The following is a 25,045-nucleotide window of genomic DNA, read 5'->3' on the forward strand; positions in this document are numbered from 1 at the left end:
CGACCCGCTACGACAAAACCGCCGAGTCCTACCAGGCAGCCGTAACCCTCGCCTCGCTGCTGATGTGGGCGTGACACTTTGACGACAACTCCTAGCGAGCCCCGCTCCGCCCCCTGCCTTCCTCGCCGCAGCAAGGGCAGCCCGCAAACGGCGACGCGGTCTCTCAGCCGGTGCGGGGGTCGAGGTCGGCCGCCCGGCTTCTGCGACATCGGTCAGGGCAGGGTGCAGTCGAGGGTGAAAGCTGCGACTGGGACCCCTTTGAAGTCTCGTTGTATCTGGGCCTGTTGTTGCTGGTGGCGGTCAACGGACACGAGTGTGTGATGGGTTGCGGGGCACGATCGTCGCCTGGTGTCCGTCCAGCGGTCGCAGTCGAAGTAGCCGGTCAGCAAGATGCCCGCGGTTCGGGGGGTGTGCAGGTAGCGGTCGACGAGCTGGTGCTCCAAGGCCGTGGACAGGCTGTTGTTCCAGCAGCCTTTGCACTCGATCACCAGCTTGACGGGATCGTGTCCGCTGTCCGGCGGGGCGGGGACCTCGATCTGGATGTCGGTGCGCCGGCCGGCAAGGCCCGGCCGGTCGAGCTGGACTTCACGGTTGACCACCACGCGGTGGCCACCAATGTCCTGCACGAGGAACACGGCAAGGATGTCGCTCAGATCCTCCTCCCAGCAGGGCCACCACTCGGCCCGGGCCGCGGAGGCCTCCGATCGGTTCCACAGGGCGATGCTCAAGCCGTTGGGGCGGTGCAGGGCGTACTGGAAGCGGCCGAGGGCCTCCAGCACGAGCGCCAGGAGGTGCCCTTCGTCCGTGACCCAGCGCCGTTGCTGGGACTGCTCTGCAAGTGCCCGCAGTTGAGGCGGCGTTACGGGGGTGTGCAGCGACTCCGCGGCTGCCAAGGCAGTGCGCCGGGCTAGGTGGCGCAGGCGCCACAGTTCTGTCTGGGTGGCCATCCGGCGCAGCTGGTGGGCTGCCTGCGGTGTGTTCTTGGCTTCCAGAAGCGGCGGTATGGACCGGATCAGCTCGCCGAAGTGGTCATCACCGCTCCAGCCGGAGCGCAGCGGCGGGTCCAGCGTTTCTGCCGCCACATGTCGGGCGAGCGAGAGGTAGAGCTCGGCGAGGGCTTCCTCGTTCAGGCTGGCCAGCTGGTGGGGCTGCGTGTGGTGGAGGGCGGGGCGCTGGCCGAGCCGGTCGATGTAGGCCTGGGCGAGAGCGTCGTCGGTCAGACGCTGGTGTACGAGCGGCCACAGGCTTGGCAGGGCCGGGCAGTGCAGCAGAATCTGTGCCGCCATGAGCCATCGGTTCAGGGTGCCGGGTGTCGCCGCAGGCCCCGACGGGTTGCTCTCGAGGACCGATTGCAGGCGTGCGGGGGCGCTGGGGTGCCCGGTGAAGGCCAGGGCGCTGGTGATGCTCTGCCAGTGTTCGAGGTTGCGGTCGGGGTGGTCGGCCCAGACGGTGAGAGCGTCGAGGACGTCTGGCTGTGCATGGGCGCCGAGAGAGCGGGCCAGGTCATGCGTGGTGGCGGGATCGGTATGGGGGTCGCGAAGAACGTCGTCGAGCAGCGGGATCAGTGACGGGCCGGCGTGTTCGGCGCAGGCAGGCAGGAAGGCGTTCCGGATGGCTTGGGCAGCAGGGTTGTAGGCGTGCGTGGTGGCCAAGCCAAGGCTCCAGCCGGCCCAGCGATCGGGAGGGGCCGGGGGGAGTTCGTTCGGGGTGCCCAGGATGGCGAAAGCGCTGAGCTCCAGCATCCGCACCGGATTGGCGCGCTGGCCGTAGGCCAACAGCTCAGCTGGCAGGGGTGGCACGGTCGTCAGGACATGCCGGGCGGCGGCCTTCAACTCCGCATCGAGGTCACTGCCCTGGGCCGGGCGGGAGGGGGTGTGATGCGCCGACAGGAGCAGCGGCTCTGCCCACAGGTGAGGGGGTTCGGTTCCATCCTGGGTGCGTCGCATCTGGTCGATGACGGCACCCCAGGCGCGCCGGATGGTCTCGGGGCTGGCGGTGCGGACGGCGCCCAGTGCTTCGCGTAGCCGTGCCTCACTGTAGGTGCGGCTGTCGTCGGGAGCGGTGTCGGTGTGTTGCTGGGGGTGCGGGTCGGGGTCTTGGTCCCATCTCGCAGTGAGCTCTCGAAGGGTGGGATGGGTGCGGCGTGCTGCTTCAGCCCGGGCCTGCAGCTCGGGGTCGGCCGGCGGGGTGATGGATACGACGAGCCGGGCGAGTGCGGGTGGCACGTCGGCGAGTTTGTCCCAGTGCTCCATCCAGTAGAACGCGTCGTCGTATGTGGTCAGGCAGCCGCGCGGGACGGCAACCAGGACGCCGAGGAACTGATCTGCGCTGGTGTGGGTGAGCAGGTGATGCGTCACGGCGCGGCGCAGGCTGTGCTGTGCGCGCAGGGCGTCGCCCAGAGTCTGTTGCTCGGTGCGGCCTTCGAGGCTGTGCAGGACAGCGCTGTGGTTGGCCAGTGCGATAAGGGCCTCACCGATGAGGGTCTCAGGATGGGACAGTCCGGGAAGTCCGTGGGTGCCGGCCAGGGTGACCGCGCGGCCGATCAGGGTGGTGGCTAGGACAATGCTGCGCCCGGGCAGAGGCTGTTGCAGCGTGTCGCGGGCCCACAGCAGAGCCTGAGCGGTCTGGGCGGCGGTCAGTTGATCGGGTATTTCCGAGCGCAGCACCCACGCGCCACCGTAGTAGTCGGGATCCGGATCGCGCAGGAAGTCGAGCAGCTCGCGCAGGGTCAGGTGGGTGGGCCACAGCCGGTCGAGGGCGGCGGCGACGACTTCCGGGGAGGGGTCATGGGCGGCCAGTTGGCTGATCCGATCCACTGTCTGGACATCCGGGGGACGGAAGTCGGCGACGGCCTGCAGGGCAAGAGCGCGTCGTTCCTGAGACAGGCTGGTCGTCTCCGCGACCCGGAGCAGGGCGTCGGTCAGCTCCGGGCGGCGGCAGCGTCGGGCTATGTGCAGCGCGAGTCTGTCCGCGTCTGGTTGCAGGCGGGGCAGGAGTTGCTGTGGCAGTCCGGGGTGGTCGAGGCGGTGCAGGGTGGTGTCGTCGAAGTCGAGGGTGTCGTCTCGTTGTGCCAGGTTGAAGAGGGCGTCGACGACCCGGGCACGGTCGGCGGACGGCCGTGCGGGCAGGTCGGCCAGCAGCAGCACCATCGGATCCTCACGCAGCATGTCTTCGAAGAGGGTGCTGTCGCTGCCGCTGCGCCAGGCGGCCACTTCACGGTGAGCGGGGTAGATGTGCCGGGCCGCGCCGTCTCCGACCCACAGCAGGCCGGCTTGAGCGCGCGGGTCGACCTGGTGGGCCCCCAGATAATGAGCGGCCAGGAATTCCTGGTAGCTACGGTGTGTAAAGGTCCACCGCAACAGGCCTACAGGTTCGAACAGATGGGACTCAGACAGCCGGCGCAGTTCGTCGGTTGTGCACGGGACTTCGCTGCCTTGAAGGCCGGGCTCCTGCCCGCCCTCCAGCTCGGCCAGGGTGATCTCCCCGCTGCCGGGGAGCTGCTGGGATTCATCGCTCAGCACGTTCTGGGCACCGAACTGCATGGCCGCCGCCACGCGGGCGGCGACCGGCAGCAGGCGTTGCCCCGTTGGCTGGGCACGCAGTTCACGGATGTCGTTCGGACGCCTGCTCTCGGAACACAGCAGCAGGCAGGCTTGCTCGTAGGCATCGGCCGCAGTAGCGGGCAACGTCCCATGAACACGGTGGTACTCGAGCAGCTGCAGAAGTGTGACCGGAGCCCTGGACAACTGCGTCAGACCGCGTTCGCGCAGCACCGTGGTGAAGACACCGGCGTCCAGACCGTAGTCCTCAGCGGCAACGGCAACGTCGCTGGCGCTGAGCGGGGTCAGGATCATGTGCTGCACCTGAAGCCGCTCGGGCCAGTGCCGCGTGAGCGTGTCCTGAAGGACGTCGGGCCAGCGCCCTGTACGGCAGCTGAACCGCAACCGCACGCGGCCTCGCTGGTCGGCGGGGAGCGAGTCGATCCAGTCGGCGATCAACCCGCCCAGGGCAGGCAGGACATTCAAGCCCTCATCGACGCTGTCCAGGAAGACCCACCACTCCCCCGCCTCCGGGGCCGCGGGGGCATCAGCCAGCGCCGACCTGACCTGGGACTCAGTCTGGCACCGCCCCAAGTTCACCCATCGCGTAGCAGTCTGACCCGCCTCCAATGCCTGGCACTCCTGTAGGAGCGCCACTGACTTGCCCGCACCCCGCTCCCCGAACAACGCCAGCACCGGCACATCCCGCAACTCCTCCAGCCGCCGGCCATGGCCGCCCTCCCCCGCAGCGGGCAAGCTGGTCCAATCCCCTCGGAGTGCGGAATCCGCTAGCGGCACCGTCTTCCTCGCCCAGGGATAGACCACTCCCGGCAATGCAGCTGTCGTCACAGCCACCGAGCGTAGAGGTCAGCACTGACAGCACCGGTGCGGGAGCCGTCCGGCCCGTCATCCGCAGGCCAGCACGTACGACCTTGAGCGGCCGTGGCCGGCCACACCCTCCCGGGCAGGTGGCTTTGGCCAGGGGCGCCTTCCAGAGAACCGACACGCTCCTGTTTTGCCGCTGCGGAAGCGATCTTCCCAGCCTCCGGCAGGTCGAGGGCAGTTGCCTCCCCGACTACTACTCGTGGTCGGTCTGTACGCCAGGGGGCCGGCAGTCGAGGACTTTGACGCGGACTTCGGAAGCGTGCTGTGCGGCCTGGTGTACCTGTTCTCGCTCGATCTGGTGCCGGGTGTGGCGGGGCGAGCAGCGCGGCCGTTTTTCGGAGTGCCACTGGTCGCAGTCGAAGAAGCCGACAAGGAAGATGCCGACGGTGCGGGGGCGGCGTAGGTAGCGGGCGACCAGTTGCTCGGCGAGGGCGGTGGGCAGACTTCGGTTCCAGCAGCCTTTGGCCTCGATGATCACGGTGAACGGCTCCGTGTTGTGGGAGGGGTCGGCCGCCTGGATGTGAATGTCGGTGCGGCCTCCTCCCGCGCCCGGGCGGAGCTGGCGGGCGCGGGCGCGGCCGGCCTGTTCCATCTCCTCCTCGGTTAGTTCCTTTTTGTGGGCCTGCCAGCCGTAGGGCGGGGCTCCATAGGCGTACTGGTCCTTCTCACCCTTGATGCGGCGGCCGCGGCGAAGCATGGCCACGGTCATGCCTCGGTCGAGCTGGGCAAAGACGCCCATCATCTGGCGCATGGCGGTGCGCATCGGGTCCTCGGGGTCGTCGGGCATTACTTGCCGGGAGCCAGAACGAGACTGCGAGAACGGACCACGCGAAGAGTGTTCGCCTGGTTGGATCAGTGCATGCTTGTCACCGCTGCGGCGCCCTTTTATGAGTCAGGCACCTTTTGGGCCGCTGCCGCCGTGTTCGCCACCCTTGGCGTAGGCGTCGGTGCGATGTGGGCGACTCTGCGAGCGAACAATCCCAAGCGCCGACTCGCCTACTGGATGGGGAGCACTCGCCTTGTGGCCTCCGATCACCTCGACTCGCTAGAGATCCGCCGGCACGGCACCTTTCTAAGTGAGCCCCGCGTTGTCCGGGTGCAGTTGGTCAACACCGGACGCCGCGACATCAGTAGCGCTGCGTTCGACCGGGACCTCCCCATCGTGATGGACCTCGGCATCCCGATCCTCGAACTCCTCGGCACCGAGTCGCATCCGCCCATCTCTGCCGCTCCTGAAGCGGCGGCGCAGGGGACGACACTGCGTATCGGACCCGGTCGGCTCGGCCGCAAGGAGTCGGTCACCTACCTCGTTCTCGTCGACGGTCGACCCGAATACTCATGCCAGCACACCCTGGTCGACGTCGATGTGAAGGAGACGGACGACCTGCTCTTCCCAGCGCCCCCATTCTGGGGAAGGTTGTTCTTTGGTCTTCCGCTTGCCCTGGCCGCAGCGAGTGCCGGCGCATGGCTCTTCAAGACGCTTTAGGGATAGCTCAAGATGAGGCAACGGCTCCCTGTCCTACAGGCCGATGCCGTCGGTGGCGGCGTCCTCCCACTTCTCGCCGTCGCGGACGTACTTCCAGAAGACGGGGCTGTTCTCGGCGTGGCCGGACTGGGCGCGGAGCTTCTCCACGCGCTTGCCCTTCTTGCGGCCGGTGGTGATGAGGCCGGCCCGGTAGGAGTGGCCGGTGATCCGGGATGAGAGCCCGGCGCGTTCGGCGGCGCGGGTCTGGGCCTGGCGGCAGCCGTCGGGGCTGAGCCGCCTGTCGGAGAGGTTGCCCCACTGGTCGACGGCACGGAAGGCGGGGCCGCCGTCGAGGCTGGCGGCTTCCTTCCAGGGCGTGCGGCCTGACAGATTCATTGCCGGAACACCGCCACACCGGGACCGAGAAGGGAGAGTGCTGTCACTGTTGAAAGGAGCCAGCTCTCGTGGACGCCATGCCCCTTCCCATTCTCCTGAGTCGCGCATGGAACTGCTCCCCACGAAACGCCCCGTCTGGGCGCTCTGCGACGCCTCCCATGTGCACCACACCTGGAAAGGCGTCTAGCGCTATGCCAGCCGCGAACACCGCTCATGCTGTCGGCTCGCGAGGAGATCTGATCGCCATCGGCCTCGGCGGCGAGCTTGTCCAAGTCGGTAATCGGGTACCGGTCGAAACGGCTGACCGTGATGCGGCCCCCGGTTCCCTCCGCAGGAGGTCGCCTGCCTGCCAATCCGCTCGGCCGCATCCCCAAGCGGGCTGGCCTTCGCCCAGGCCACGCGCTCGCCCCGCCTCGTCCGGCTCTGCCATCGACACCGGCCTCGGTAGGCCGACGCAACCTGGAAGCCCGCTCGTCAATAACGTTGAACACCGCTCAAAATCTCTCCGTCATCCCTCTATGAAAGGCACGAGCACATGACCCTGCGCCGCGTCCTTGGCGGACTGGGAGCCGTGGTGGCCCTTGTCGCCGCCTGGCGGATCACCACACGCCGCCGCGCTCTCGCCGCGGTCTCGCCGGAGTTGCGCCACCCTGTGCTCTACCTGCCGTTGAACCTCATCGATGCCGTCACCCTGGCCATCGGCCGCCGCCTGCCCGCGGTGGACTCCTCCATCAGGCCCAGCATCCGAGCCGAACAGATCACCGTCACCGCCGCCGATCCGGCCCTGACCGTAGTGACCTACCAGGCCCCCGCACGCAGCGAGCCGAGCGGAGCACTGCTGTGGATCCACGGCGGAGGAACCGTCATGGGCACCGTGCGGCAAGGCCACGCCTGGTGCAGCCGCGTCGCCGACGAACTCGGCGCGCTCGTTGTCAGCGTCGACTACCGCCTCGCGCCGGAAAACCCCTACCCCGCCGCTCTCGACGACTGCTACCGCGCCCTGCGTTGGCTGCACGCCAACGCCATCAAGTTTGGCATCGACCCCGCCCGCATCGCCGTCGGCGGCGATAGCGCCGGCGGCGGACTGGCTGCCGCCCTGGCCCAACGCGCTCACGACACAGGCCTCCCGGTCCGCTTCCAGTTGCTGGTCTATCCGATGCTCGACGATCGCACCGTCCTGCGTGCAGAACCCCACAAGCGAACCATCTACACCTGGACGCCGATGTCCAACCGCTTCGCCTGGACCGCCTACCTCGGCCACCCACCCCAGGAGTGGGACGACCGCCCCTACACCGCCGCCGCACGCCGTGCGAACCTCACCGGACTCCCACCCGCGTGGATAGGCGTCGGCGATCTCGACCTGTTCTACCCGGAAGACATGGATTACGCCCGTCGCTTGCGCGAGGCCGGCGTCGAGTGCGAACTGCGCGTCGAACCGGGCATGTACCACGGCGCCGACGCACTGTTCGACGGCAAAGCACCCTCGATGACCGCCTTCCGGAACAACATGCTCGATGCCCTGCGAAGCGTACTCACCAAACCCTGATTGGATGTTGCTGGGCCCGGTCCGAGCGCGTCACCCACCGGTACCAGCACCATCCCGGGTGACCTCGCCGCCCAACGTGGCACGCGACAGCGACGCAGCGCTGGCCGCCGTCATCTACGCCGCCCAGACCACGACGTCCTCGCCAGCGAGCGTGGTCTCCTCCCAGCTGGCTGCGGCAGCCATTGAGGTCCTGAAGGCCATCAGCCGGGTCCGGTAGCGACCGACCAGCCGGGGCCCCGCGCGGGCCTCGGCCGGTCACAGTTGTGCGTGAGTCGACTGCACCGCCCGGCCGTGGCCGATGGGGAGCTGGCTGCTGCCGCGATGGGGCTCGGGCCGGTGTGGTCGCTCCGCGTTGGTGCCGGCATCGCCGCGGCCGAGGAGCGTGTCGTCAAACCTCGAACTCGTAGTCTGGATCCTCGATCAGCCCGCAGTAGATCAGCACTCTTTGAACGAAGCCACGGGGAGCAGTGCGTGCGCTGTCGGCGTCCTTCGCTGCCCGGCTTCGTTCACGGGCTGCCTTCTTGCTCCGAGCATCCTGGGGCAGGCGTGGGCGGGAGGGACTCAGCCAAGCGGGTAACTCGTCGATGCCTTGGGAAGCAGGGCGTCCAGGGTGTGCCTGCGGTTGGACACCCTCAGCCCCGGCGGTCAGGCTCTCGTCATAGAGCGAGGCCCTCCAGTCATCGTCCTCTTCCGGGGGGGTCCTCGGACTTTGGACAAGGTCAGTGTTCTCCGCAGCCTGTTCCTGCTCTTCAGCTGCTTCGTACCTATCTTCCTTGAGGATGCGCTCTGCGTTTTCCCGAAGTCGGGCGTCCTGGGGCTGGGCGCTTTGGACGATGCGCTGTGCCTCTTCTCGAGCCTCGATACAGGCGGCCTCTGCCTCTTTACGCGCCTCGGCGCGTATGTGGTCCGCCTCCTCATGGGCCGCGGCGCGGATCTCCTCTGCCTCGCGGAGGGCTTGGTCGAGGGTCTCCTGCGCCGTGGCACGTACGTGCTTCCAGGGGCCCTGGGCCTGCCGCTGCAAGAACTTGACCTGCTGCCACCGGGTGCGCCAGGCGTCGCGAAGTTCCGCAGAGGCGCGGAAGGTGGCAGGGGCATCGGGTAGGGGTGGCAGCGGGTTGCTGACGACTCGGACGAATTCCAGCAGTGCTTCCAGGGAGGGCAATCGCTTACCAGACAGCGCCTCGTTGAGTCCGGCCTTGGTCAGCTTCGGCCGCACAGAGAACTTGGCGATGGCGGCGTAAGACGGTGCGCCGAAGGCGATGTGCAGACGGTTCAGTTCCGCGGTGAAGTCGCGGAGTGCCTCGTCAGAAGCGGCGATAGCGGCGGTGTCTTTCGGATCCACCCCGGGACTGCTCTGCGTCACTGGATACCCCCTCAGCGTGACGAAGAAGCCCAACATAGAGCGGTCCAGCTCTGAACGTCTACGGATTGTGTTGAACGTTGCTGAACGCCCCCGGCGTTCAGTACAGGGCAGCTGCTGTACAGCGGCGGCGTAGCCGTGTCCGGGTGCATGCGAGGGTGTACGGATCTCTAGGTATGCGGGCTGCGGCGACGTTCTGCTGGGGGCATGGACATCGACACCACTTCCCAGAACCCCGAGCCCGACCTGCCCCGCGACCCCGGGGCGCCGGCACCACTCCCACAGGGAGAGCCCGTTCCGCGGCGTCTGCGCGCGGCCAGCCAGTGGCTGCCGAACCTCGTGGCCCTGCTGGCCGCCGTCTGCATCCTGCCGCTGATCGTCACCGGTCGCACCGATCCGATCGCAGCAGTCGCCGCATTCGGCGGCGCTGTCTTCCTCGGCGGCACTGCAGCCACAGTGACCGTCAACATCATCCGCCGATAGTCGACCAGCCCGGCGACCACCGTCTCCGGGGCCGCCGCCACGCGTGGGTCATTCGGTCCCGCTGTACTCACTCTGCCGCAGTGGCCGAGGCCGGTGTGGTCGCTCCGCGTCGGTGCCGGCATCGCCGTAGCCACGGAGCGTGTCGTCAACCTCGGGGCTATCTCCGGATGACGACAGTCACCCTGACACCGCCAGCAGCACAGACGGCGGAGGTCCTGAGACCTCACATCGAGACCGCTCGGGGCTGTCGTCGCGGGTAAGACCGGTAGGCGCGAATGAGTGTGGTGGGGAGCAGAGCGGCTGCCGCATCGGCTTTCTAGGGGTGCTTGAACTGATACGGGCGGGCCGGTGGAAGAGGCGCTCTGTCGCCCAGCGGGCCCGGGAAGTGGCCGCCTGCCGATCCGCCGGTTCCTGTGACCCGGCGCCCGCCGCACGGCGGGCCTATGGCGCACGCCATGCGCGGCGAATGCGAATTCCCTTGTAAGGCCCGCATAAACGCACAGGCTTTCGGGCATGGCGGGATTCCGGCAGGGCATACGACTGCTCGGAGGTTGATAATTATGGTTCCCCTGCTTCTCGTTCTGCTTCTCGCGCTGATTCTCTTCGGCGCCGGCTTCGCTCTCAAGGCCCTGTGGTGGATTGCCGTCATCGTGCTGGTGGTCTGGCTGCTTGGCTTCGTGGTTCGCCCCGTGGGCCACGGCGGCCGCAAGGGCCGCTGGTACCGCTGGTAGAGCAGCTCACCATGCGTGTGGGGCCGAGCCGGAGATATCTCCGGCTCGGCCCCACACGCATGTCCAGCCGCTACCCGGTGGATGAAAAAGACGTGGAAACGCAAAGCGGGTCAATAGGGCTGTGCTTCCGGGGCAGACGTATGAGCGTGGCCGGGGAGGGTGGCGTATACGCAGGGAACCTTGCGCCTCCAGCGTCATCCGCCCCGGCTGCTTTCCCTTTTGCCTCTCCGGGCGCGCCAGAGGTCGTTCGGCTGGTGGTGACAGGCCGCCGGAATCCTCGCGTTCCGGTCCCGGGGAGGGGGCCATATCCTGACGGTGGGTCGCCTCGTGGGCGGCTCCGCATTTCGCTGGCATGACAGGGCATCAGCTGGCGGACCCCGGTCAGGTCCAGCAGCCGCGCCACCCGGCCGGGGACCGCGGCCAGGGCCAAGCGCTACCCGCCGGCTCCCATGGCACCGCGCAGGATGCCGATCAGGGCGTTGAAGCCGGAGGAGTCACAGAAGGGGACCGGCGCCATGTGCATGATCAGCTGACAGTGCCCCTGCTCGACCAGCCCCAAGGCCTGGTCGCGGCTCTCCACCCCGGTGCCCCGTCCCGGACGGGACGGGGCACCGGGGTGGCTCTGCCGTTAGCGGGCGCTCGTGGTGTCGATGTCGACGATGTGGTTGTACCGCTCCAGCAGCACGAAAAGCTTGGTCTTCTGCGTCGTCTCTCCGCTGCCGAAGGTCAAGGTGACGATGACCTCATGGCCGTTACCCACGGTGCCGTTGTCGGACACCATCCACCGCGCCGGGACGTTTTGGGCACGCAGGATGCCGTCCGCCCCATTCTTCTTCTCCCAGGCCGCCAGCCGCTTGGCGAAGGCGGGCGTCAGGTAGTGCTTGCGGAGCGCCGCGGTCAGCGTGACGTCCGGGACCGTGTAATCGCCCTTCGCGTCGACGTACGTGCCGTAGAAGTCGGCGACCCGGGTCACCGCCTGGCCGGACGTGCCGCTGACCGACTTCTGTGCGGCGGTGGACACCTTTGCGGGGGCATGGACGGACGCCTGTGCCGACGCCTGTGTCGACACACCGAGTCCGACAGCCAGGACGAGGCCTGGCCGGGGCCTTTTTGCGGGCCCCGGCCGCGTGCTGGTGAGCGCGCACGATCGTGGAGTCCACCGAGACGGCCCAGTTGACGTCTTCGTCGGCGTCGGCCTGGGCCATGAGCGCGGCCCCGCACCGCCGTGAAAGGGCCGGACGGGCAAGGAGCGCTGCGGCCGTGCTGCGATTCCGAGCCTTCAGAATCAGCGGGCGTTCACCGGGTTCCCGGTGCCTGCGTGGCGGATGCTCGACGGGGACGGGTTCTTCGTGACCATGCCCGGGTTCGAGCACTGCACGTCGGTCGCGACCACCTACACCTGGAAGAAGATCGGCTGATCTTCCCCGGATGGCGGGCGAGGACAGCGAAGGGGCCCGGCCCCCTTTTGTGTGTGTGGCTGGTCAGCCGCTGAGGGGCTGCCAGATGGCCTCGTGCGCGGGGTAGAGCATGCTGCCCCACACCAGCGCCTCACCCACCAGGCCGGGCTTGTCCCGCGCCGCCAGGGCGGGGGTTTCGAGCATGTCGGCCATCTCCTCCAGGTAGGTAACCAGCGTGTCCCGCTCGTCGAGGTGCGTGTCTGCGTAGCGGGACCAGCGGCCCAGGAAGCCGGACTCGGTGTCCAGGTACAGGCCCGAGGTGCGATCGGCAGGGCCGAAGGAGATCACCGGAATCCAGGACGCCTTCCACACGGTGACCCGGTCGCCTTCGGCGCGGCGGGCGTTGAGGGTGTCCTGGTCGGCCTGGTGCTCCAGCTGCTCCCGGTAGAACACCGGCACCGCATCCAGCGGCATGAGGGCCTTGTTGCCCGGCAGGCACCCGGTCCCGTCCACGCCGTTGTCCCCGGCGGTAAGCCGCCACAGGGCGCGCAGCTCGGCGGGCACACGGAGACCGAGGTCGTGTTCGAGGGCGGTGATGGCATCCTCGCTCGCTCCGGCGCGGAGCGCCGCGTGCGAGGCGGGGGCGTTGGCGGCCAGCCAGGCGGCGATGCGCTGCCAGGCGTCGGCGATCTGCCGGGCGGCGAGCTCGTCGCGGCCGGCATTGTGCTCCTGGCCCGGGGCCTGGGCATGGGCGTCCTCTGCCGGGGTGGCGGGCTGCGCCAGGGATACGTACCGGATCTCGATCCGGTCGGGCTCGCGGATGTAGCCGATGGCCAGGGCGGGGCAGTCCTCGAACAGGTCGCCGTCGACCGTCACGGTGAGGATGCCGGGCAGACCCGAGGGCCGGCCCATGTCCGGGTCGTCGGCCAGCTGACCGGCCAGGACCTTCAGGGCGTAGGGGACGCCGGCCCCGAGCTGGATGGCGGTGTCGCGTATGTGCGGGGGAACCTCGACGTTCACGGCCTGATGCTCCCTGCTGGTCGGATGGAGGGCAGTGCCCCTCACACAGTAGGACGCCCGCGCTCCAGCGGTGCGCGGACCAGGGCCTCGGGCACCTGCAGTGTGTCTGCCGGGCGCAGGCGGTGGGGAAACGGAAGCCTCCGCGGTCCTCGATGTCGCTGAGGTTGACCTGAAAGACGCGGAACTCGTCGAGGTCGAGGGCTTCGAGCTGGTCGAGGTCGAGGCTGTGCAGGGCGCCGCCCCGGGATGGCGGAGGACGAGAGGACGGCGCCGCCAGCACGGCGCGGTGACCGGAGACGCACCGGTGGTGCGTCGGATGGCCGACGCCCGAGCGCTCACTCGCCCGTGTCGTCCGCCGCCCTGCGGCGGCGCCGCGACCTCGCGCGGATGAGCGCCGAAGCCAGTGCCACGGCCCCGGCACTCACCAGCGAGGCCGGGAGGTTGGTCAGCAGCCCTTCCCAAAACACGTGCATGATGCTCCTCCCCTACAGGATGGTCCCGGCGGGTGACCGGAAGACCAGGCTGAGGGCGGCTTCTTCGTGCCTGACGGGATCAGGCGCCGGCTGACAAAGCCTGACGGCGTACGACGCTGTGCAACAAGAACTGACAAGCAGCAGCGCTCTGAGAGACCATCAGCACACACGAACACCGGGGGGAGATACGAGGTGACGAGCCGACGACACCTGGCGAAGCCGGCGTTGGAGGAAGGGGCGCTGAAGGATCTCAACGACGCACTGCACGACCTGCTCCGTAAGGCAGGACGGCCCAGCACCAGGGAGATCGCGGCGGATCTGGAGGGCGAGCTCGACCCTCCCCCAAGCCATACGCGCGTCTATGACCTGTTCACCAAGGGCCGCTTACCTGACTGGCGGCTCACCATGTGTGTCGTCGAGGTCTTGGCGAACCGGGCAAGAGGACTGGACCCCCAGGCCGAGGGAGACCGGTTCCATCATCTGTGGACCGTCGCGGACGACGAGCTCGTCCTCGATCCGCGCGTCACCGCCGCCGATCTGCCCCCGCGGGGTGCGGAGGCGGGACCGGATCAGCAGGCCGTCCACTGGGGCACCTTTGCGGACCGTGATCAGATGCTGCCGGACCGGGGAACCTCCCGGTCCGTCTTCGTCGGAATCTCGCAGTACACGACGCTGACGCCGCTGCCGACGGTAGACCAGGGCACACGCGACCTCGCCTCTGCTCTCACCAACCGCCATACCGGAGGATTCTCGGAAGCCGGCTCGCATCTTCTGCTCGAACCGGGGAGCGCGGAGGAGGTTCTGGAGTCCATCCGTTCCGCCAGTGCCCAGGCCACGGACACCCTGCTCCTGTTCTTTGCGGGACACGGCCTCGTCGACGACCACAGCGGCGACTTGCAGCTGGCTCTGCCCGACACCCGGATCGGAGCCGAGTACTACACGACCGTCCCCTACCAGTGGATCCGCCGCTCTCTCCTGGACAGCACCGCCCGCCGCAAAGTGGTCATCCTTGACTGCTGCTTCAGCGGACGGGCCTTCGCCGGGACCATGAGCGGCGGCCATGCGGACATGGCCACGATCGAGGGGACTGCTCTGCTGACCGCGACAGCGCAGGGCAGCCTCGCCATGGCACCCCTCGGCGAGTCCTATCCAACCTTCACCGGCGAACTCATCCGCATCCTTCAAGACGGAATTCCAGACGGTCCACCGGTCCTGGGCATCGACCTGATCTTCCGTGAGCTGCAGAACCGGCTCCGGGCGAAGGCACGACCGGAGCCACAGTTCCGCTCCCGCGGGACTGTGGGAGGTCTCGCCCTCGCAGCCAACCCGGCCTACCGCCACCCCTGACTCAGCAGGGCCCAGCGACGGCCTACCCGGCTGTGAGGTCTGAGCAGTGCCTCGGACAGGGCATCCTCCGTCGGATGACGGCGCGGCGGTAACGCCTTCGACGACCGGCACCGGCCACCACCCTCCGGTGCGGGGCCGCTCCCCCGGCGGTCGACCAGGTGTACGGCATGACCGCGCTTCACCAGTTCGGTTGCCAGTGCCGTGCCGTCGGGTCCGGAGGCGAGGACAACGTGCACTGGCATCCTTCTGTGCAGGCGTGCCGCCGAGCAGGGTCAGCCAGTTTCGGCGTGAGGCGAGAGGCGAGGCCGATCAGGGCGGTGAGGGCCACTGCGGTGACGAGGTCCGGGCTGGCGCGGCGACGGCAACGCCTTCAACGAGGCCCGCGGCCACCTCCTTGCCGATCGCCTGGGCGGCGCCGGCAAGGGCCGCCTCGCCTGGCACAACCTGGTCACGCAGACCAACAATCCGACGAACTCGCCGGACCAACGCGACCAGGTGGAGCAGGTCATCTTCGATCAGGTGACCAAGAACAAGGAGGTGGTTCAGTACCACATCAGCCGGCAACGTCCGAACCGGCAGATAGCATCGACGCCGAACAGCCCTGGAGGACTTGCGTGACGCGCACCACGCCACCGCGCCTTGTCGACGTCGAGGCGGTCTTCCCCGCACTCGCCGCCCACCGGCGGACCGCGACACGGCTGCACCCGCGCCCTGGTGTGCCCAAGACGGAGGAGAGTTCGCTCGCCGGGCCGCTGCTGTGGCCGGCCGACGAACCGTGGCCGGTCTGCACCGCGGTCCACCCCAGGGGCACGGGCCACCTCCTGTCCGACGTGCACCTGCGGCGGCGCATCCAGGACGAGGCGCGGGGACGGGACTACACCGACGAGGAGCAGCTGCTCCTGGAGGGCATGACGTCCGGACTCCACGTCCCGGATCTGGGCGACGCCGACCCGTTGCCGCTTCTGGCTGTGGCCCAGCTCTACGCACGGGACGTGCCGGACCTCGTCGGGCCCGACGGATGCGACCTGCTCCAGGTGTTCTGGTGCCCCTTCGAGGTACACGGCCAGGACCGCACGATCGACGTGGTCCTCAAGTGGCGGCGTGCGGAGGATGTCGGCACCGTACTGACGCCGCAGCCCGAACCGCCGGTTGCCGGCCGCGAGGAGTGCGTCCCGACCACGTGCGTTCTCCACCCGGAGCAGGTCGTGGAGCACGAGTACCTCGGCCTGCTGGGTGAGGACCTCCAGGAGGAGATCGCCGAGTGGGAAGAGGGCCTCCTTGACGAGGAAGACGCCGAGGACGCCTACGACTCCTCAGCTCCGGCGAGCTACGCCACCTACGAGGAGTACGAAGCGGCCATGGCCGCCGCCCGCGCCGAGGAACCGGACGAGATCGACTACATGAGCGACCTCTCCATCGCCCCCGGCTGGAAAGTCGGCGGCTACGCCTCCTGGCACCTGACCGACCCCGCCCCCGTCGACTGCCCCCAGTGCGGGACGCCGATGCCGCCGCTGCTCACCGTCGACAAATGGGAGTGCGACGGCGGCTCACGGAGCTGGCTGCCCATCGAGGAGAGCGCCGACGATGACCCGGGAGTCATCGATCCCGTCGGTGTCTATCTCGGCCGCGGCCAGATGCGCGTCCACACCTGCCCGACCGACCCAACCCACCCACACCGTCTCAGCTTCCAGTGAGCCCCCATCAGGCCGCATGGCAGCAAGCGGACGCTCGACCCCGGCCAGAAAAGTAGAGGTGGAAGGGCCCGGCCGCCGCCGTCCCTGCCGAAGGTGCTCAGCCGAGGTCCCGACGGCCCTGCCCACAGGCACTGGCTTCATGGGACGCCCCCGCTGGCCGGCCAGGCACCAGCCTCCTTCCGGCAGCAGCGTGAAGCGCCCCTCCTTCCCCCGCCTCCCGTCCCTCTCCTTGTAGCCGATGCCGACCGACGTCACATTCGGGTCCTTCAGATAGCCCGCCCCCTGAGTCCGGATGAACTGCCGCAACGACGCGATCAGCTTGTCCTGCCCGTTGCCAGAGGCCTTGGACGACGCGGCCTTCTTCATGCTTGGTGACAGAAAGGGGCTCCTTTGCGGAGTCGATGTCACCAGATGTTCGGGATGCGGGAAATCCGGCCGCTCAACGGCCGTCCGAGACCTCGGCGCGCGTGGGGATGTTCTCGGGCATGGGCTCAGCGAGGGGAGCAGCGTGCTTCGTGACGAGCCACGTGCAGCGTGCACCTGGGACTGCCGTAGCGCTCCACGAAGACCACCCAGGCGGCCCTACGTGATCAAATCGCTACTACCTGTACCCGACGCAGTGGAGGGCCAGCCCCACACGCCACAGCAACCTGCGCCCAAACGTGCGAACCACGCCAAGCGGTACGACTTTCACCAAACACAGCGTCAGCAGCCGTAGCAACACCGATCGGATACGGGCGGGCACCTGGCGGGGCCGCCGCAGGAACCTCCTTCAGCCGCTGAGGTACCAACTCCGTGTTCAGGAGCGCGGGGCGGCACGCAAACGCCGCTGAGCGCCGCCCGAGCCTTACTTGCTCTTGCCCCCGATGCGGGTGGCCTCTGGCTCCGCCGCCCGCTGGCGGCGAGGCCAGAGCTGGTTGTGCCGCTCAGTGGAAGCTGACGTAGCCGTTGCCGTCGCGGTCGTTTCCGCTCTTGGTGTAGGAGTGGACGTCGGCGCGGCTTCCGGAGGGCTTGTAGAGGTAGATCGTGTCCCGGTCGTTGTTCCACATGAAGTTGCAATTGTCGCGGTAGACGACGTTATTGGCGTCGGAGTCGGTGCCGTTGCCGCCGCGGAGCTTCACGTAGTCCCCGGGCTGCAGGTAGTGGTTGGCGGTGAAGGTGAACCGGTTGCCCGCCGCGTCCTTGACGACATAGCCCTTGAGGTTGACCGTCGCCGAGGACGAGTAGTTCTTGACGGTCAGGTACTCGTCGCGGGTGTTGCCGGTGGAGCAGCTGTTGGAGTCCCTGCCCGGTGCGTCGTACTGGATGCCGCGGATTTTGAGCGCGGAGGAGTATTCGGCGGCCTGGGCCGGGCTCGCGGTCAGTGCGGCGAACGTTCCGGCCACGACGGCGGCGGTGATGACGGCATGGGTACGCAAGGTGAGGTCCCCCCTCAAGAGTGCTGATGAACGGGCAGAAGCCTACAGACAGGACGAGCCGCTGTTGCCGTTTCAACCTTTTGGTCCAGGCGACTGCCGTCACGGTGTAGTGGAGCCGGATGGGGCCGGTGCCGGGCGAGCCGGGGCGGTGGAACGGGGTGCGGGCCGGAAGGGTCAGGTTGCCCGGCCCACACATTCACGGCTGCCGGCGGGGCGGGGCGGGGTGCCTGATGTCCAGGGACAGACACCCCGTCACCGGCCGGTTCGACTAACGGCGGTGGTGGCGGCCCCACGCTTCGGTGTCGACGGTGCGGCGATGGTCGTCGCGCAGGGTGGCGGTGTCGGAGCGGTTGTCCCAGACGTAGTGCCGGAGGTCCTGGTAGAGGTCGGTGCGGGTGTCGCGGCCGATACCGGTGTGGATGCGGACGGTTGCACGGCCGGCGAGACGGTAGTCCTCGAAGCGGTAACGGTTGCCGTCGCGGTCGCGCAGCGTCCAGCCGTCCAGGTCCACCGAGCGGCGGCCCTTGTTGGTGACCTCGACCCACTCCCGGTTGAGGGAGCGGTTGGAGCCGTTGTCGCGTCCGGGACTGTCGGCCTGCACGGCACTGATCTCGACGCGCGGGTGGCGATGGCGCTCGCCCTCGTGGGCGGAGGCCGGCAGGGCGACGGCGGAGACGACGGCGCCGGCGGCAAGGGCGGTCGCCGCGAAACGGCGGGCGGTCGAAGAAGCAGACATGTGATGTCCCCTCAAGAACAGTGCTCCACCAGCCGATACAGGCTGGAGGTGGCGGTGCGGTTCCCGGCCCGGTGCAGGCCGAGGACCCAAACTGTGGAGCTTCGATGGAGCCTGCGGCGCGCCGACCGGAGCCGGTTACCGTATGCGGACATTTCTGTAACTGTCGCCTGCATGAGGCATGTATGTGCGGCGGGCGTGGCCCTGACATTCACTGAGCGCTACACCGACCCGTTGAATGATCAACAGCGAGCCCTTGTGTGCTCCGGCGCACACCCGGTCGCGCCACCCGGCGCATCATCCGGACAGCGGACGCAATCTTGGTAACGGCCGTTCTGCACGTTTCTTCGCATACCCAAGCCGACTTCGGACAACAGCGCGGGCGCCAAGGGGGCTCCTGCCGCGACGGGGGGACGCGACAGGAGCCCTCACCCCCGTCTGCCCCGGCCACGGCCGTCAACGCCCCGCACTCCGAAGGAGTTCAGGTGTCCCCCGTCCAGGCGAACCGCAGGCCCCGCACCGAACCCGTACGCGGGCCGCGCCGTCATGCCGGGCATGGACACTGTTGACCCGGCGCATGTTGCCGAGCCCGGCCTCGTCGTGCTCGACATCACCGCCGCCGACGAAGCGACCGCGCAGGCCGTCATGCACGGCCTTGAGCAGTGCTGGGCCACCTCCGGCGCCAGCCCCGTCCGCCGCCGCCCCGGCGAGCCCGGTGTGAGTGTGCGCGTCTACGCGGACGTACGACGCCCCGGCAGCCTCGACACCTGAGACCACCGGGCCACGTACCACCCGGTCCGGCGGACTGCTCCTACGGTGCGGGCGTGTACTGGACGACCGTTCGGTGTTCCGGCCGGTTTCAGGCTAGTGCCACTGGATGTCGGCGAGGTTCTCCAGCGGCGCGCGGTCGACCAGCGCCTCGGGCACCTCCAGGGTGTCGGCCTGGCGCAGGGCCGGGGCAAAGCGCAGGCCGCAGCGGTTCTCGATTTCGCTGAGGTTCACCTGGAAGACGCGGAACTCGTCGAGCTCGAGAGCTTCGAGCTGGTCGAGGTTCTGGGTGAGCAGGAAGGCCTTCGTCTTGAGTTCGCCCTGCTCGGAGAAGGCGATGACCTTGTAGTACTCGCGGGGGATGTGGATGCCGCGGTAGAGGCGGTCGTCTTCCTGGAAGACCGGTCCGGCGAATGCGCTGACTTTCAGGTCGTCGACTTCGACCTCGGCGAACAGGGCGTCCTCGAGCCGGCCCCACAGGCCGTTCCTGCTGCTCTGGTTGAAGTCGTCCATCTGGGGAGTGATGTTGGTGTAGAAGAAGGAGTCGATGTTGGCCTTCTTCGCTTCGGCCGGGCCTCCCCACAGCAGGTCGGCCCGGCGGGCGAGGTGGCCGCGGTCGAGCGGGTTGTCCTCGTAGAGTTCGTTGCCGATCTGGACCTCGTCGGGCAGGCGTGGGTCCTTGTCGAACTTGATGCCGTTGCGGCTCAGGCGCTTGATGGAGCCGCCGTCGATGTTCCAGGCGACCCAGTAGGCGAAGCCTCTCGACTCGCTCAGGGCGAGGGAGAAGTGGGTGTAGGGGATGACTTCGGAGCTGTCGAGTTTGACTGCGTCGTTCTTGATGGCTGCGCCGAGTTTGGGGACGTCGATGCGCTTGGTCAGGAAGTCGGGGTTGTAGCCGGGGATGACTTCGGCTTCGACGACGGCCGGGGGGGTCAGGCTGATTTCGAGTTTTTCGAACACCGAGGCGGGTAGGCAGGCCAGGGCGTGCTCGTCGGGGTTGCTGCCTGCCTCGCCGCCGAAGTGGAGGCCGGCCATGATCTTGCCCGGGCGTCCGTTGGTCTTGAACATCCACAGGGAGCCGGAGTCACCGCCGCGGCTGACCTCTCCGTCCTGCGGTGGATTGTCGGGGTCGGTTTCGATCTCGAAGCAGCCGATGGTCTGTTCGCCGATACCTGGACCGTAGTCGATCATGGCGAGGGTCTCGATGCGGCGCACGATGCCGTGGGTGACGCCGGTTGTCCGGCCGCTCTTGATGACCTTGTCGCCGAGCTGTGGCTCGCCCAGTTCGTCGGGCATCACGCCGAGCTCGTGGATGTCCCTGGTGAACTGCCGGCCGTCGATGGTGGCGACCGCGCAGTCGCCGGCCATGCCCAGGTGCGAGCGCTTCAGGACGCCGAGACGGTTCCTGGCGATGCGGTTGTCGTCGTGCGGGCCGGGCTGGACCACAGTGTCGCCCAGTTCACCGCGGTTGCCGTGCAGCACGTGCCAGTTGCTCAGAACGTAGGGGGTGCCGTTCTTTTTGTCGAAGACGATGCAGCCGATGGTGCCGGCCGAGACCTGCACATGCCCGATGCTGGCGCCGGGGAAGATGGGGTCGAGGCGGGTCTTGCGGGCCGGGCTTTCCGGTTCTGCCACCACCCGGAACTGGGTCTGGTAGCTGCGCTCGATGACATCGGTGGGTACCTCGGTACCGTCGACGACGACCGTGGCGGGGATCGGCTCGGTGTTCAGGCCCTCCAGTTCCTCGAGCCCGCGCTTCTTGCCGACCGTGAACTGCAGCGCGATCTCCTTGCTCCGGCTGCCGTCTCTCTTTTCTTTGTAGCCGATGCCGACCGACGTAATGTTCGGGTCTTTCAGATAGCCCGGACCCTGGGTGCGGATGAACTGTCTCAGCGAGGTGGTGAGTTTGTCCTGCCCCGATCCGGTGGCCTTGGACGACGCGGTCTTCTTCTGCTTGGTGGCCATGAAAGGCACTCCGTTCACGAAACTGTCGCCGCAGGTCGGTCAAAGGGAAGCGGAATACCGGGACGGTGCGGCGGTCGGCCGGGCCGAGCGCCCGGTGTCGTGCGCGGCTTGCCGCTTCAAGCGCGAGCCACCCGTGTGCCACGCACAGCTGCCGTGGTGCCTATCAGGGGGCAGCCACTGCCTCAGTCGCCCATCGTGCGGAATGACGCCTTCCGCACATCGGAGTCTAGAAGCGAGGTGCACGAAACGCGCACAGCGACGTGCGCCCGAACGTGCGAAGTCCCGTCAAGTCGTACAGGATTCACTCAAGTTGGCAGGGAGCCGAAGACTTGCCGCGTGGTGACTCGCAGGCCCTTGCCTGCGTGCCACTCCGCTCCCCCTGGGCGGCTGCATGCGGACATCCCACCCACGACCGGCCCACGCGGGTGAACCCGCTGCGGAACCTGCCCGCTCACGGATGAGTCGGCCGAGCATTCAAAGGTCAGTACAGCGGGAGATCGCTGCCGAGATGGCCCGGGCGGACCGCCGGGCCAGCAGATGCTTCGGCCGAGCAGGGAAGTCCGAGCCGGACGCGCAGCTCACTGGCCACCGCGGCTTTTTCTCCCTCACCGTCGGCGAGCAGGGCGAGCAGACGCACCAGCGCGTGTCCCTCCCCCACGGTGATAAGCGACTCCCGCTCCCCCGACACGCAAGGGCCTGTTAAGCCTGCCTGCACATGATCATCTCCCGGCAGCCCGGCCTGGACCACGCAACCGGCCAGAAACAACAGGAAAACGCCCCCACGACGTCCAGCGCGCCCTGGTGACCGAAGCCGACAGGACTGATGCGCAGGGCGACCCGTGCTTCATGGAACTCCGGCCGAACAAACGCTTCCAGGAACTGGTCCGCACCCGACAAGAACCGGCCTCCGCGCCGCCCGCCTCGGGCGCAACCGCGTAGTGGGGGGTCGTACTGGTGTGATCGCCTAATCAACTGTCGCCGGTTCCCCGAGGAACCCAGCCAGCTGGTGACCGACTGTGATCGCCAGCGGCGTATCGGCTCCAGGTCCCACCGGCCTCGTTGCGGAGCCGGGTGGTCAGCGTCCGCGGCGACGGGCGCGGGATTCGGCACGGGGCGGGAGAACAGCTGCGAACGGCGGGTGTTAACTTCCTTCCCGTGGTGGAGCACCAGGACGAGACCAGGACGGCCTACGACGGGATCGTCGAGCTGTATGTGTCGATGTTCGCTGATCGGCTGGAGACGCAGCCGTTCTCACGGAACATGATCGGCATCTTTGCCGAGCTGGTGCGCGGGACGGGGAACCTGCGGGCAGCCGATGTCGGCTGCGGGCCCGGACATCTGACGGCCATGCTGCACGACCTGGGGCTGGATGCCTTCGGGCTCGACCTCTCCCCGGCCATGGTCGACCACGCCCGGCGGGCTCATCCGGCGCTGCAGTTCGACGAGGCGCGGATGGAGGCCCTCCCAGTTGAGGACGGCGCGCTCGGCGGCGTGCTGGCCCACTACTCGATGATCCACACTCTTCCTGGGGAACTACCCGCGCTGCTCGCCGAGCAGGCGCGTGTCCTGGCACCGGGTGGGCTGCTCCTGGTCTCGTTCTTCGCGACAGACGCGCCCGAGCCGGTCCGTTTCGACCACAAGGTGACGCCGGCCTATAGCTGGCCGGCGGACCGGTTCGCCGAGCTGCTGGCCGGGGCCGGGCTCGTCACGTTCGCCCGACTGCTCCACGACCCGGCCTCTGAGCGGGGCTTCCTCGATGCCCACTTGCTGGCCCGCCTCCGCTAGAGGATGGCCTTCTACTGGTGGGCTCTCGTATTCAACGGTCGATGGTTCCCCGGGGAGTCCAGCCTGCTGGTGACCTTCCGTGATCCCCTGCGGCGTATCGGCTCCATGTTCCGCCGGTCTCCCTGAGGAGGCGGCTGGTGGTCTTGTCGTGGTAGCCCAGAGCGTCCGCGACGACGGGGGCAGGCAGCTCAGGGAGTTGCTGTCGAATGGCGGCGCCGCGGGCGGCGGCGACCGGGATACCGATCTCGCGCAAGAGAGCGGACAGGTGGTCGGGACGGGCAGGCTGGCCTGCCCGGCGGCCGGGGAAGAGCCAGCGGGATGCCTGGTTGGTGGCAGTGTTCATGTTGTCGCGGTCCGCGATGTACGCCAGCAGCAGCCCGTCCACCAGATGCAGCCTCGCCGCACCTGGGACCGACCCGTTGAACCCCACCGGTCCACCACCCTCCGTCACTCGCATCGCATGCGAGAAAACCGCATCTGATGCGAGTCGGCGGACAAACCGCAGGTCAGTCAGCCGGACGAGTGACACCGGCTGGCGTCATCATCAAGCCCGCCGCTACCGACACCACCAGCAGACCGGGCCAACTGCCGTGGTCAGCGGACTGGTTGTCACGGCTGCCTACGACGATTCGCGAACCGTCGCGAGTACGCATCGGATGCAATTGGCGGCGCTTGGAACAGCGGACCGAGAACCGGCGCCAAGGGCCTTGCCATTAGATAGCGGGCCGCTTCGCGCAGTCCCAGTGCTGGGGCCACCTCCGGCACCAGCCCCGTACGCCGCCGCCCCGGCAAACCGGGCGCGAGCGTGCGCATCTATGCGTCGAGGACGACGAGGCCGGACTCGGCGACATGCGCCGGGTCATTGGACTCCATGCCTGGCATGAGGCTGCGTACGCATCGCCGCCGCCGACGAACCGACCGCCAAGGCCGTCATGCAGCAACTCGAGCCGGACGTACGACGCCCCGGCAACCTCGACACGATGGCTCAGGCCCGGGCCAACCGTCTGCTGTCGAGGCCGACCTCCTAGAGCACTTCGGACCTCTTCCCGCTCGTCGTGATCGTCTTCGTGCCGCTGACTGGGCGCTGCGGACCGTCCGCGCGCCGCGCATCCGGCGCCTTTCGGGGGAGGGCGGCTTGCTCGCTCTCGCCCTCGCCGCCCACCGCCCAGCCGACTCGACGCACGGCATGGCCGAAGTTGGTCGCCTCTGCCGGGATTGCGCCCTGGCCCCACAGGAGCTTGCTCTCCTGATGGAGCATCTGCAGCAGGCCGGTCAGGTGAAGACCTGGCTGCTCGACCCCGCCCAGGAAGACATCACCTGGATCTGAACACCGGGCACCAGGCCCCGGCCCTCCAGAGCGCTGCGGCCCATCGTGGAGGCACGTGCGGGCATCAAGTGTAGAAGGTTGGCTGTCCGGTGCCCGCCCACCTGCCCTGTTCGGCATCGGCTGGTGCTCTCACTGCGAGGGCCGCTTCTCAGCCATGCGATGGTCGAGCGGGAGGGCTGTTGAGGTGCGCTCCTCCGTGGATTACGCCCGCAGCGACGCCTCCGTCGGCCCGAATGCTCACGTCACGTCCTGCGTAGATTCCGCCGGTGGGCGATGCCCCGGTCGCTGGGGAGAGGCCCAGGTCGGTCATGAGCCTTTGCAACTCGGCAGCCACGTGCTGCTGCTCGGACTCATCCAACCCTTCAAAGAGGATCTCGAATCGCGTGCGCCAGGCAGATTCCTGCCGAACCCGGGTCCTGTCTGCTGCTTCGTCGCACGACTCCTCGAGTTCGGCGACCGTGCGATCGAGGCGCTCCAGTTCTGCTCGTTCGCGTCCGTCGTCGCCACGACCGATCAGCTGGGCGGCGCGCTGCCGTAGTGTCGCCCAGGCATCAGTGCCTGCCGCTTGTACCACGGCCGATCCACCGGCTGCTGCCAGTGCGGTCAATGCCTCGGTAAGCATTCACGCCCCTTCATGCCGTTCCCTGCTCACATCTTGAGTCCGCTTTGACGCCAGGGCGTCCCGGTGGTGTACCAGCCCGGCTGCTTCTAGC

At 68.1% G+C, this 25,045-nt stretch carries 24 protein-coding genes and 1 pseudogene; 10 read left to right on the plus strand and 15 right to left on the minus strand.

Annotation, left to right across the window (positions count from 1 at the left end; all coding sequences use genetic code 11):
* Window positions 1–212: 212 nt before the first annotated feature.
* Together ACFYWI_RS30170 and ACFYWI_RS30175 are read right to left on the minus strand one after the other, a co-directional pair.
* Window positions 213–4,025 carry a hypothetical protein gene (locus ACFYWI_RS30170; RefSeq protein ID WP_389238574.1) on the minus strand — a complete coding sequence of 1,271 codons (3,813 nt, stop codon included), beginning with the start codon at window positions 4,023–4,025 and terminating at the stop codon, window positions 213–215.
* A gap of 592 nt (window positions 4,026–4,617) precedes the next feature.
* The gene (locus tag ACFYWI_RS30175; protein ID WP_389238576.1) at window positions 4,618–5,211 is read right to left on the minus strand and encodes a hypothetical protein; all 594 of its coding nucleotides are present in this window, start codon (window positions 5,209–5,211) and stop codon (window positions 4,618–4,620) included.
* 72 nt (window positions 5,212–5,283) lie between these two features.
* On the opposite strand from ACFYWI_RS30175, the gene ACFYWI_RS30180 reads away from it, so the two are divergent.
* Window positions 5,284–5,910: a hypothetical protein gene (locus ACFYWI_RS30180; protein ID WP_389238578.1), complete on the plus strand. Its 627-nt coding sequence runs from the start codon at window positions 5,284–5,286 to the stop codon at window positions 5,908–5,910.
* A 33-nt stretch (window positions 5,911–5,943) separates the two neighbouring features.
* Here the strand turns inward: ACFYWI_RS30180 and ACFYWI_RS30185 are convergent, their stop codons facing one another.
* Complete coding sequence (locus ACFYWI_RS30185) at window positions 5,944–6,285, minus strand: hypothetical protein (protein ID WP_389238580.1); 342 nt, start codon at window positions 6,283–6,285, stop codon at window positions 5,944–5,946.
* A gap of 535 nt (window positions 6,286–6,820) precedes the next feature.
* Here ACFYWI_RS30185 and ACFYWI_RS30190 point away from each other — a divergent pair.
* Together ACFYWI_RS30190 and ACFYWI_RS30195 are read left to right on the plus strand one after the other, a co-directional pair.
* Complete coding sequence (locus ACFYWI_RS30190; RefSeq protein ID WP_389238582.1) at window positions 6,821–7,831, plus strand: alpha/beta hydrolase; 1,011 nt, start codon at window positions 6,821–6,823, stop codon at window positions 7,829–7,831.
* Window positions 7,832–7,889: 58 nt separating this feature from the next.
* Window positions 7,890–8,048 carry a hypothetical protein gene (locus ACFYWI_RS30195; RefSeq protein WP_389238584.1) on the plus strand — a complete coding sequence of 53 codons (159 nt, stop codon included), beginning with the start codon at window positions 7,890–7,892 and terminating at the stop codon, window positions 8,046–8,048.
* Window positions 8,049–8,219: 171 nt separating this feature from the next.
* On the opposite strand, the gene ACFYWI_RS30200 is transcribed toward ACFYWI_RS30195, so the two are convergent.
* Window positions 8,220–9,194 (minus strand): DivIVA domain-containing protein, encoded by a 975-nt coding sequence (locus ACFYWI_RS30200; protein ID WP_389238586.1) that lies wholly within the window; start codon window positions 9,192–9,194, stop codon window positions 8,220–8,222.
* Between the two features lie 204 nt (window positions 9,195–9,398).
* Here ACFYWI_RS30200 and ACFYWI_RS30205 point away from each other — a divergent pair, with 204 nt between their 5' ends.
* Together ACFYWI_RS30205 and ACFYWI_RS30210 are read left to right on the plus strand one after the other, a co-directional pair.
* Window positions 9,399–9,674: a hypothetical protein gene (locus ACFYWI_RS30205; RefSeq protein WP_389238588.1), complete on the plus strand. Its 276-nt coding sequence runs from the start codon at window positions 9,399–9,401 to the stop codon at window positions 9,672–9,674.
* Between the two features lie 560 nt (window positions 9,675–10,234).
* The gene (locus ACFYWI_RS30210) at window positions 10,235–10,405 is read left to right on the plus strand and encodes a hydrophobic protein (protein WP_389238590.1); all 171 of its coding nucleotides are present in this window, start codon (window positions 10,235–10,237) and stop codon (window positions 10,403–10,405) included.
* Between the two features lie 433 nt (window positions 10,406–10,838).
* On the opposite strand, the gene ACFYWI_RS30215 is transcribed toward ACFYWI_RS30210, so the two are convergent.
* The 5 genes and pseudogenes from ACFYWI_RS30215 to ACFYWI_RS30235 form a co-directional block, all read right to left on the minus strand.
* Window positions 10,839–10,985, minus strand: a complete 147-nt coding sequence (locus tag ACFYWI_RS30215) for a hypothetical protein (RefSeq protein WP_389238592.1) — start codon at window positions 10,983–10,985, stop codon at window positions 10,839–10,841.
* Between the two features lie 48 nt (window positions 10,986–11,033).
* Window positions 11,034–11,474 (minus strand): hypothetical protein, encoded by a 441-nt coding sequence (locus ACFYWI_RS30220; RefSeq protein ID WP_389238594.1) that lies wholly within the window; start codon window positions 11,472–11,474, stop codon window positions 11,034–11,036.
* Between the two features lie 40 nt (window positions 11,475–11,514).
* Window positions 11,515–11,613: pseudogene (locus ACFYWI_RS30225) on the minus strand (IS5/IS1182 family transposase); the annotation flags it as partial.
* A gap of 273 nt (window positions 11,614–11,886) precedes the next feature.
* Window positions 11,887–12,822, minus strand: a complete 936-nt coding sequence (locus ACFYWI_RS30230) for an SMI1/KNR4 family protein (protein ID WP_389238596.1) — start codon at window positions 12,820–12,822, stop codon at window positions 11,887–11,889.
* A gap of 335 nt (window positions 12,823–13,157) precedes the next feature.
* Window positions 13,158–13,295 (minus strand): hypothetical protein, encoded by a 138-nt coding sequence (locus tag ACFYWI_RS30235; RefSeq protein WP_389238598.1) that lies wholly within the window; start codon window positions 13,293–13,295, stop codon window positions 13,158–13,160.
* 192 nt (window positions 13,296–13,487) lie between these two features.
* Between ACFYWI_RS30235 and ACFYWI_RS30240 the strand changes: the two genes are divergently transcribed.
* Window positions 13,488–14,642, plus strand: a complete 1,155-nt coding sequence (locus ACFYWI_RS30240) for a caspase domain-containing protein (protein ID WP_389238600.1) — start codon at window positions 13,488–13,490, stop codon at window positions 14,640–14,642.
* Between the two features lie 614 nt (window positions 14,643–15,256).
* On the plus strand, window positions 15,257–16,336 hold the full coding sequence (locus tag ACFYWI_RS30245; RefSeq protein WP_389238602.1) for a hypothetical protein: 1,080 nt from the start codon (window positions 15,257–15,259) through the stop codon (window positions 16,334–16,336).
* Between the two features lie 926 nt (window positions 16,337–17,262).
* On the opposite strand, the gene ACFYWI_RS30250 is transcribed toward ACFYWI_RS30245, so the two are convergent.
* Together ACFYWI_RS30250 and ACFYWI_RS30255 are read right to left on the minus strand one after the other, a co-directional pair.
* Window positions 17,263–17,754, minus strand: a complete 492-nt coding sequence (locus tag ACFYWI_RS30250; protein WP_389238604.1) for a lamin tail domain-containing protein — start codon at window positions 17,752–17,754, stop codon at window positions 17,263–17,265.
* Between the two features lie 268 nt (window positions 17,755–18,022).
* Complete coding sequence (locus tag ACFYWI_RS30255) at window positions 18,023–18,490, minus strand: lamin tail domain-containing protein (RefSeq protein WP_389238607.1); 468 nt, start codon at window positions 18,488–18,490, stop codon at window positions 18,023–18,025.
* A gap of 552 nt (window positions 18,491–19,042) precedes the next feature.
* On the opposite strand from ACFYWI_RS30255, the gene ACFYWI_RS30260 reads away from it, so the two are divergent.
* The gene (locus ACFYWI_RS30260; protein WP_389238609.1) at window positions 19,043–19,258 is read left to right on the plus strand and encodes a DUF6207 family protein; all 216 of its coding nucleotides are present in this window, start codon (window positions 19,043–19,045) and stop codon (window positions 19,256–19,258) included.
* Between the two features lie 93 nt (window positions 19,259–19,351).
* Here the strand turns inward: ACFYWI_RS30260 and ACFYWI_RS30265 are convergent, their stop codons facing one another.
* A complete protein-coding gene (locus ACFYWI_RS30265) occupies window positions 19,352–21,220 on the minus strand; it encodes a DNA/RNA non-specific endonuclease (protein WP_389238611.1) in 1,869 nt (622 codons plus the stop codon).
* A 481-nt stretch (window positions 21,221–21,701) separates the two neighbouring features.
* A complete protein-coding gene (locus ACFYWI_RS30270; RefSeq protein ID WP_389238613.1) occupies window positions 21,702–21,878 on the minus strand; it encodes a hypothetical protein in 177 nt (58 codons plus the stop codon).
* Window positions 21,879–22,375: 497 nt separating this feature from the next.
* Between ACFYWI_RS30270 and ACFYWI_RS30275 the strand changes: the two genes are divergently transcribed.
* Window positions 22,376–23,005 carry a class I SAM-dependent methyltransferase gene (locus ACFYWI_RS30275; RefSeq protein ID WP_389238615.1) on the plus strand — a complete coding sequence of 210 codons (630 nt, stop codon included), beginning with the start codon at window positions 22,376–22,378 and terminating at the stop codon, window positions 23,003–23,005.
* Window positions 23,006–23,036: 31 nt separating this feature from the next.
* Here ACFYWI_RS30275 and ACFYWI_RS30280 read toward each other — a convergent pair whose 3' ends face one another.
* Entirely contained in the window at window positions 23,037–23,435 is a 399-nt protein-coding gene (locus tag ACFYWI_RS30280) for a hypothetical protein (RefSeq protein ID WP_389238617.1), read from the minus strand.
* A gap of 705 nt (window positions 23,436–24,140) precedes the next feature.
* Between ACFYWI_RS30280 and ACFYWI_RS30285 the strand changes: the two genes are divergently transcribed.
* Window positions 24,141–24,332 carry a hypothetical protein gene (locus ACFYWI_RS30285; RefSeq protein ID WP_389238619.1) on the plus strand — a complete coding sequence of 64 codons (192 nt, stop codon included), beginning with the start codon at window positions 24,141–24,143 and terminating at the stop codon, window positions 24,330–24,332.
* Window positions 24,333–24,480: 148 nt separating this feature from the next.
* Here ACFYWI_RS30285 and ACFYWI_RS30290 read toward each other — a convergent pair whose 3' ends face one another.
* Window positions 24,481–24,954 (minus strand): hypothetical protein, encoded by a 474-nt coding sequence (locus tag ACFYWI_RS30290; protein ID WP_389238621.1) that lies wholly within the window; start codon window positions 24,952–24,954, stop codon window positions 24,481–24,483.
* Window positions 24,955–25,045: the final 91 nt, after the last annotated feature.

Source organism: Streptomyces sp. NPDC002889 (assembly GCF_042888425.1).
Lineage (GTDB): Bacteria > Actinomycetota > Actinomycetes > Streptomycetales > Streptomycetaceae > Streptomyces.

Excerpts from the sequence above, each read along its gene's own strand:
- ACFYWI_RS30175 (WP_389238576.1), bottom strand. The coding sequence starts at position 5,211 with ATGCCCGACGACCCCGAGGACCCGATGCGCACCGCCATGCGCCAGATG.
- ACFYWI_RS30180 (WP_389238578.1), top strand. The coding sequence starts at position 5,284 with ATGCTTGTCACCGCTGCGGCGCCCTTTTATGAGTCAGGCACCTTTTGG.
- ACFYWI_RS30185 (WP_389238580.1), bottom strand. The coding sequence starts at position 6,285 with ATGAATCTGTCAGGCCGCACGCCCTGGAAGGAAGCCGCCAGCCTCGAC.
- ACFYWI_RS30190 (WP_389238582.1), top strand. The coding sequence starts at position 6,821 with ATGACCCTGCGCCGCGTCCTTGGCGGACTGGGAGCCGTGGTGGCCCTT.
- ACFYWI_RS30205 (WP_389238588.1), top strand. The coding sequence starts at position 9,399 with ATGGACATCGACACCACTTCCCAGAACCCCGAGCCCGACCTGCCCCGC.
- ACFYWI_RS30210 (WP_389238590.1), top strand. The coding sequence starts at position 10,235 with ATGGTTCCCCTGCTTCTCGTTCTGCTTCTCGCGCTGATTCTCTTCGGC.
- ACFYWI_RS30235 (WP_389238598.1), bottom strand. The coding sequence starts at position 13,295 with ATGCACGTGTTTTGGGAAGGGCTGCTGACCAACCTCCCGGCCTCGCTG.
- ACFYWI_RS30255 (WP_389238607.1), bottom strand. The coding sequence starts at position 18,490 with ATGTCTGCTTCTTCGACCGCCCGCCGTTTCGCGGCGACCGCCCTTGCC.
- ACFYWI_RS30260 (WP_389238609.1), top strand. The coding sequence starts at position 19,043 with ATGGACACTGTTGACCCGGCGCATGTTGCCGAGCCCGGCCTCGTCGTG.
- ACFYWI_RS30265 (WP_389238611.1), bottom strand. The coding sequence starts at position 21,220 with ATGGCCACCAAGCAGAAGAAGACCGCGTCGTCCAAGGCCACCGGATCG.
- ACFYWI_RS30290 (WP_389238621.1), bottom strand. The coding sequence starts at position 24,954 with ATGCTTACCGAGGCATTGACCGCACTGGCAGCAGCCGGTGGATCGGCC.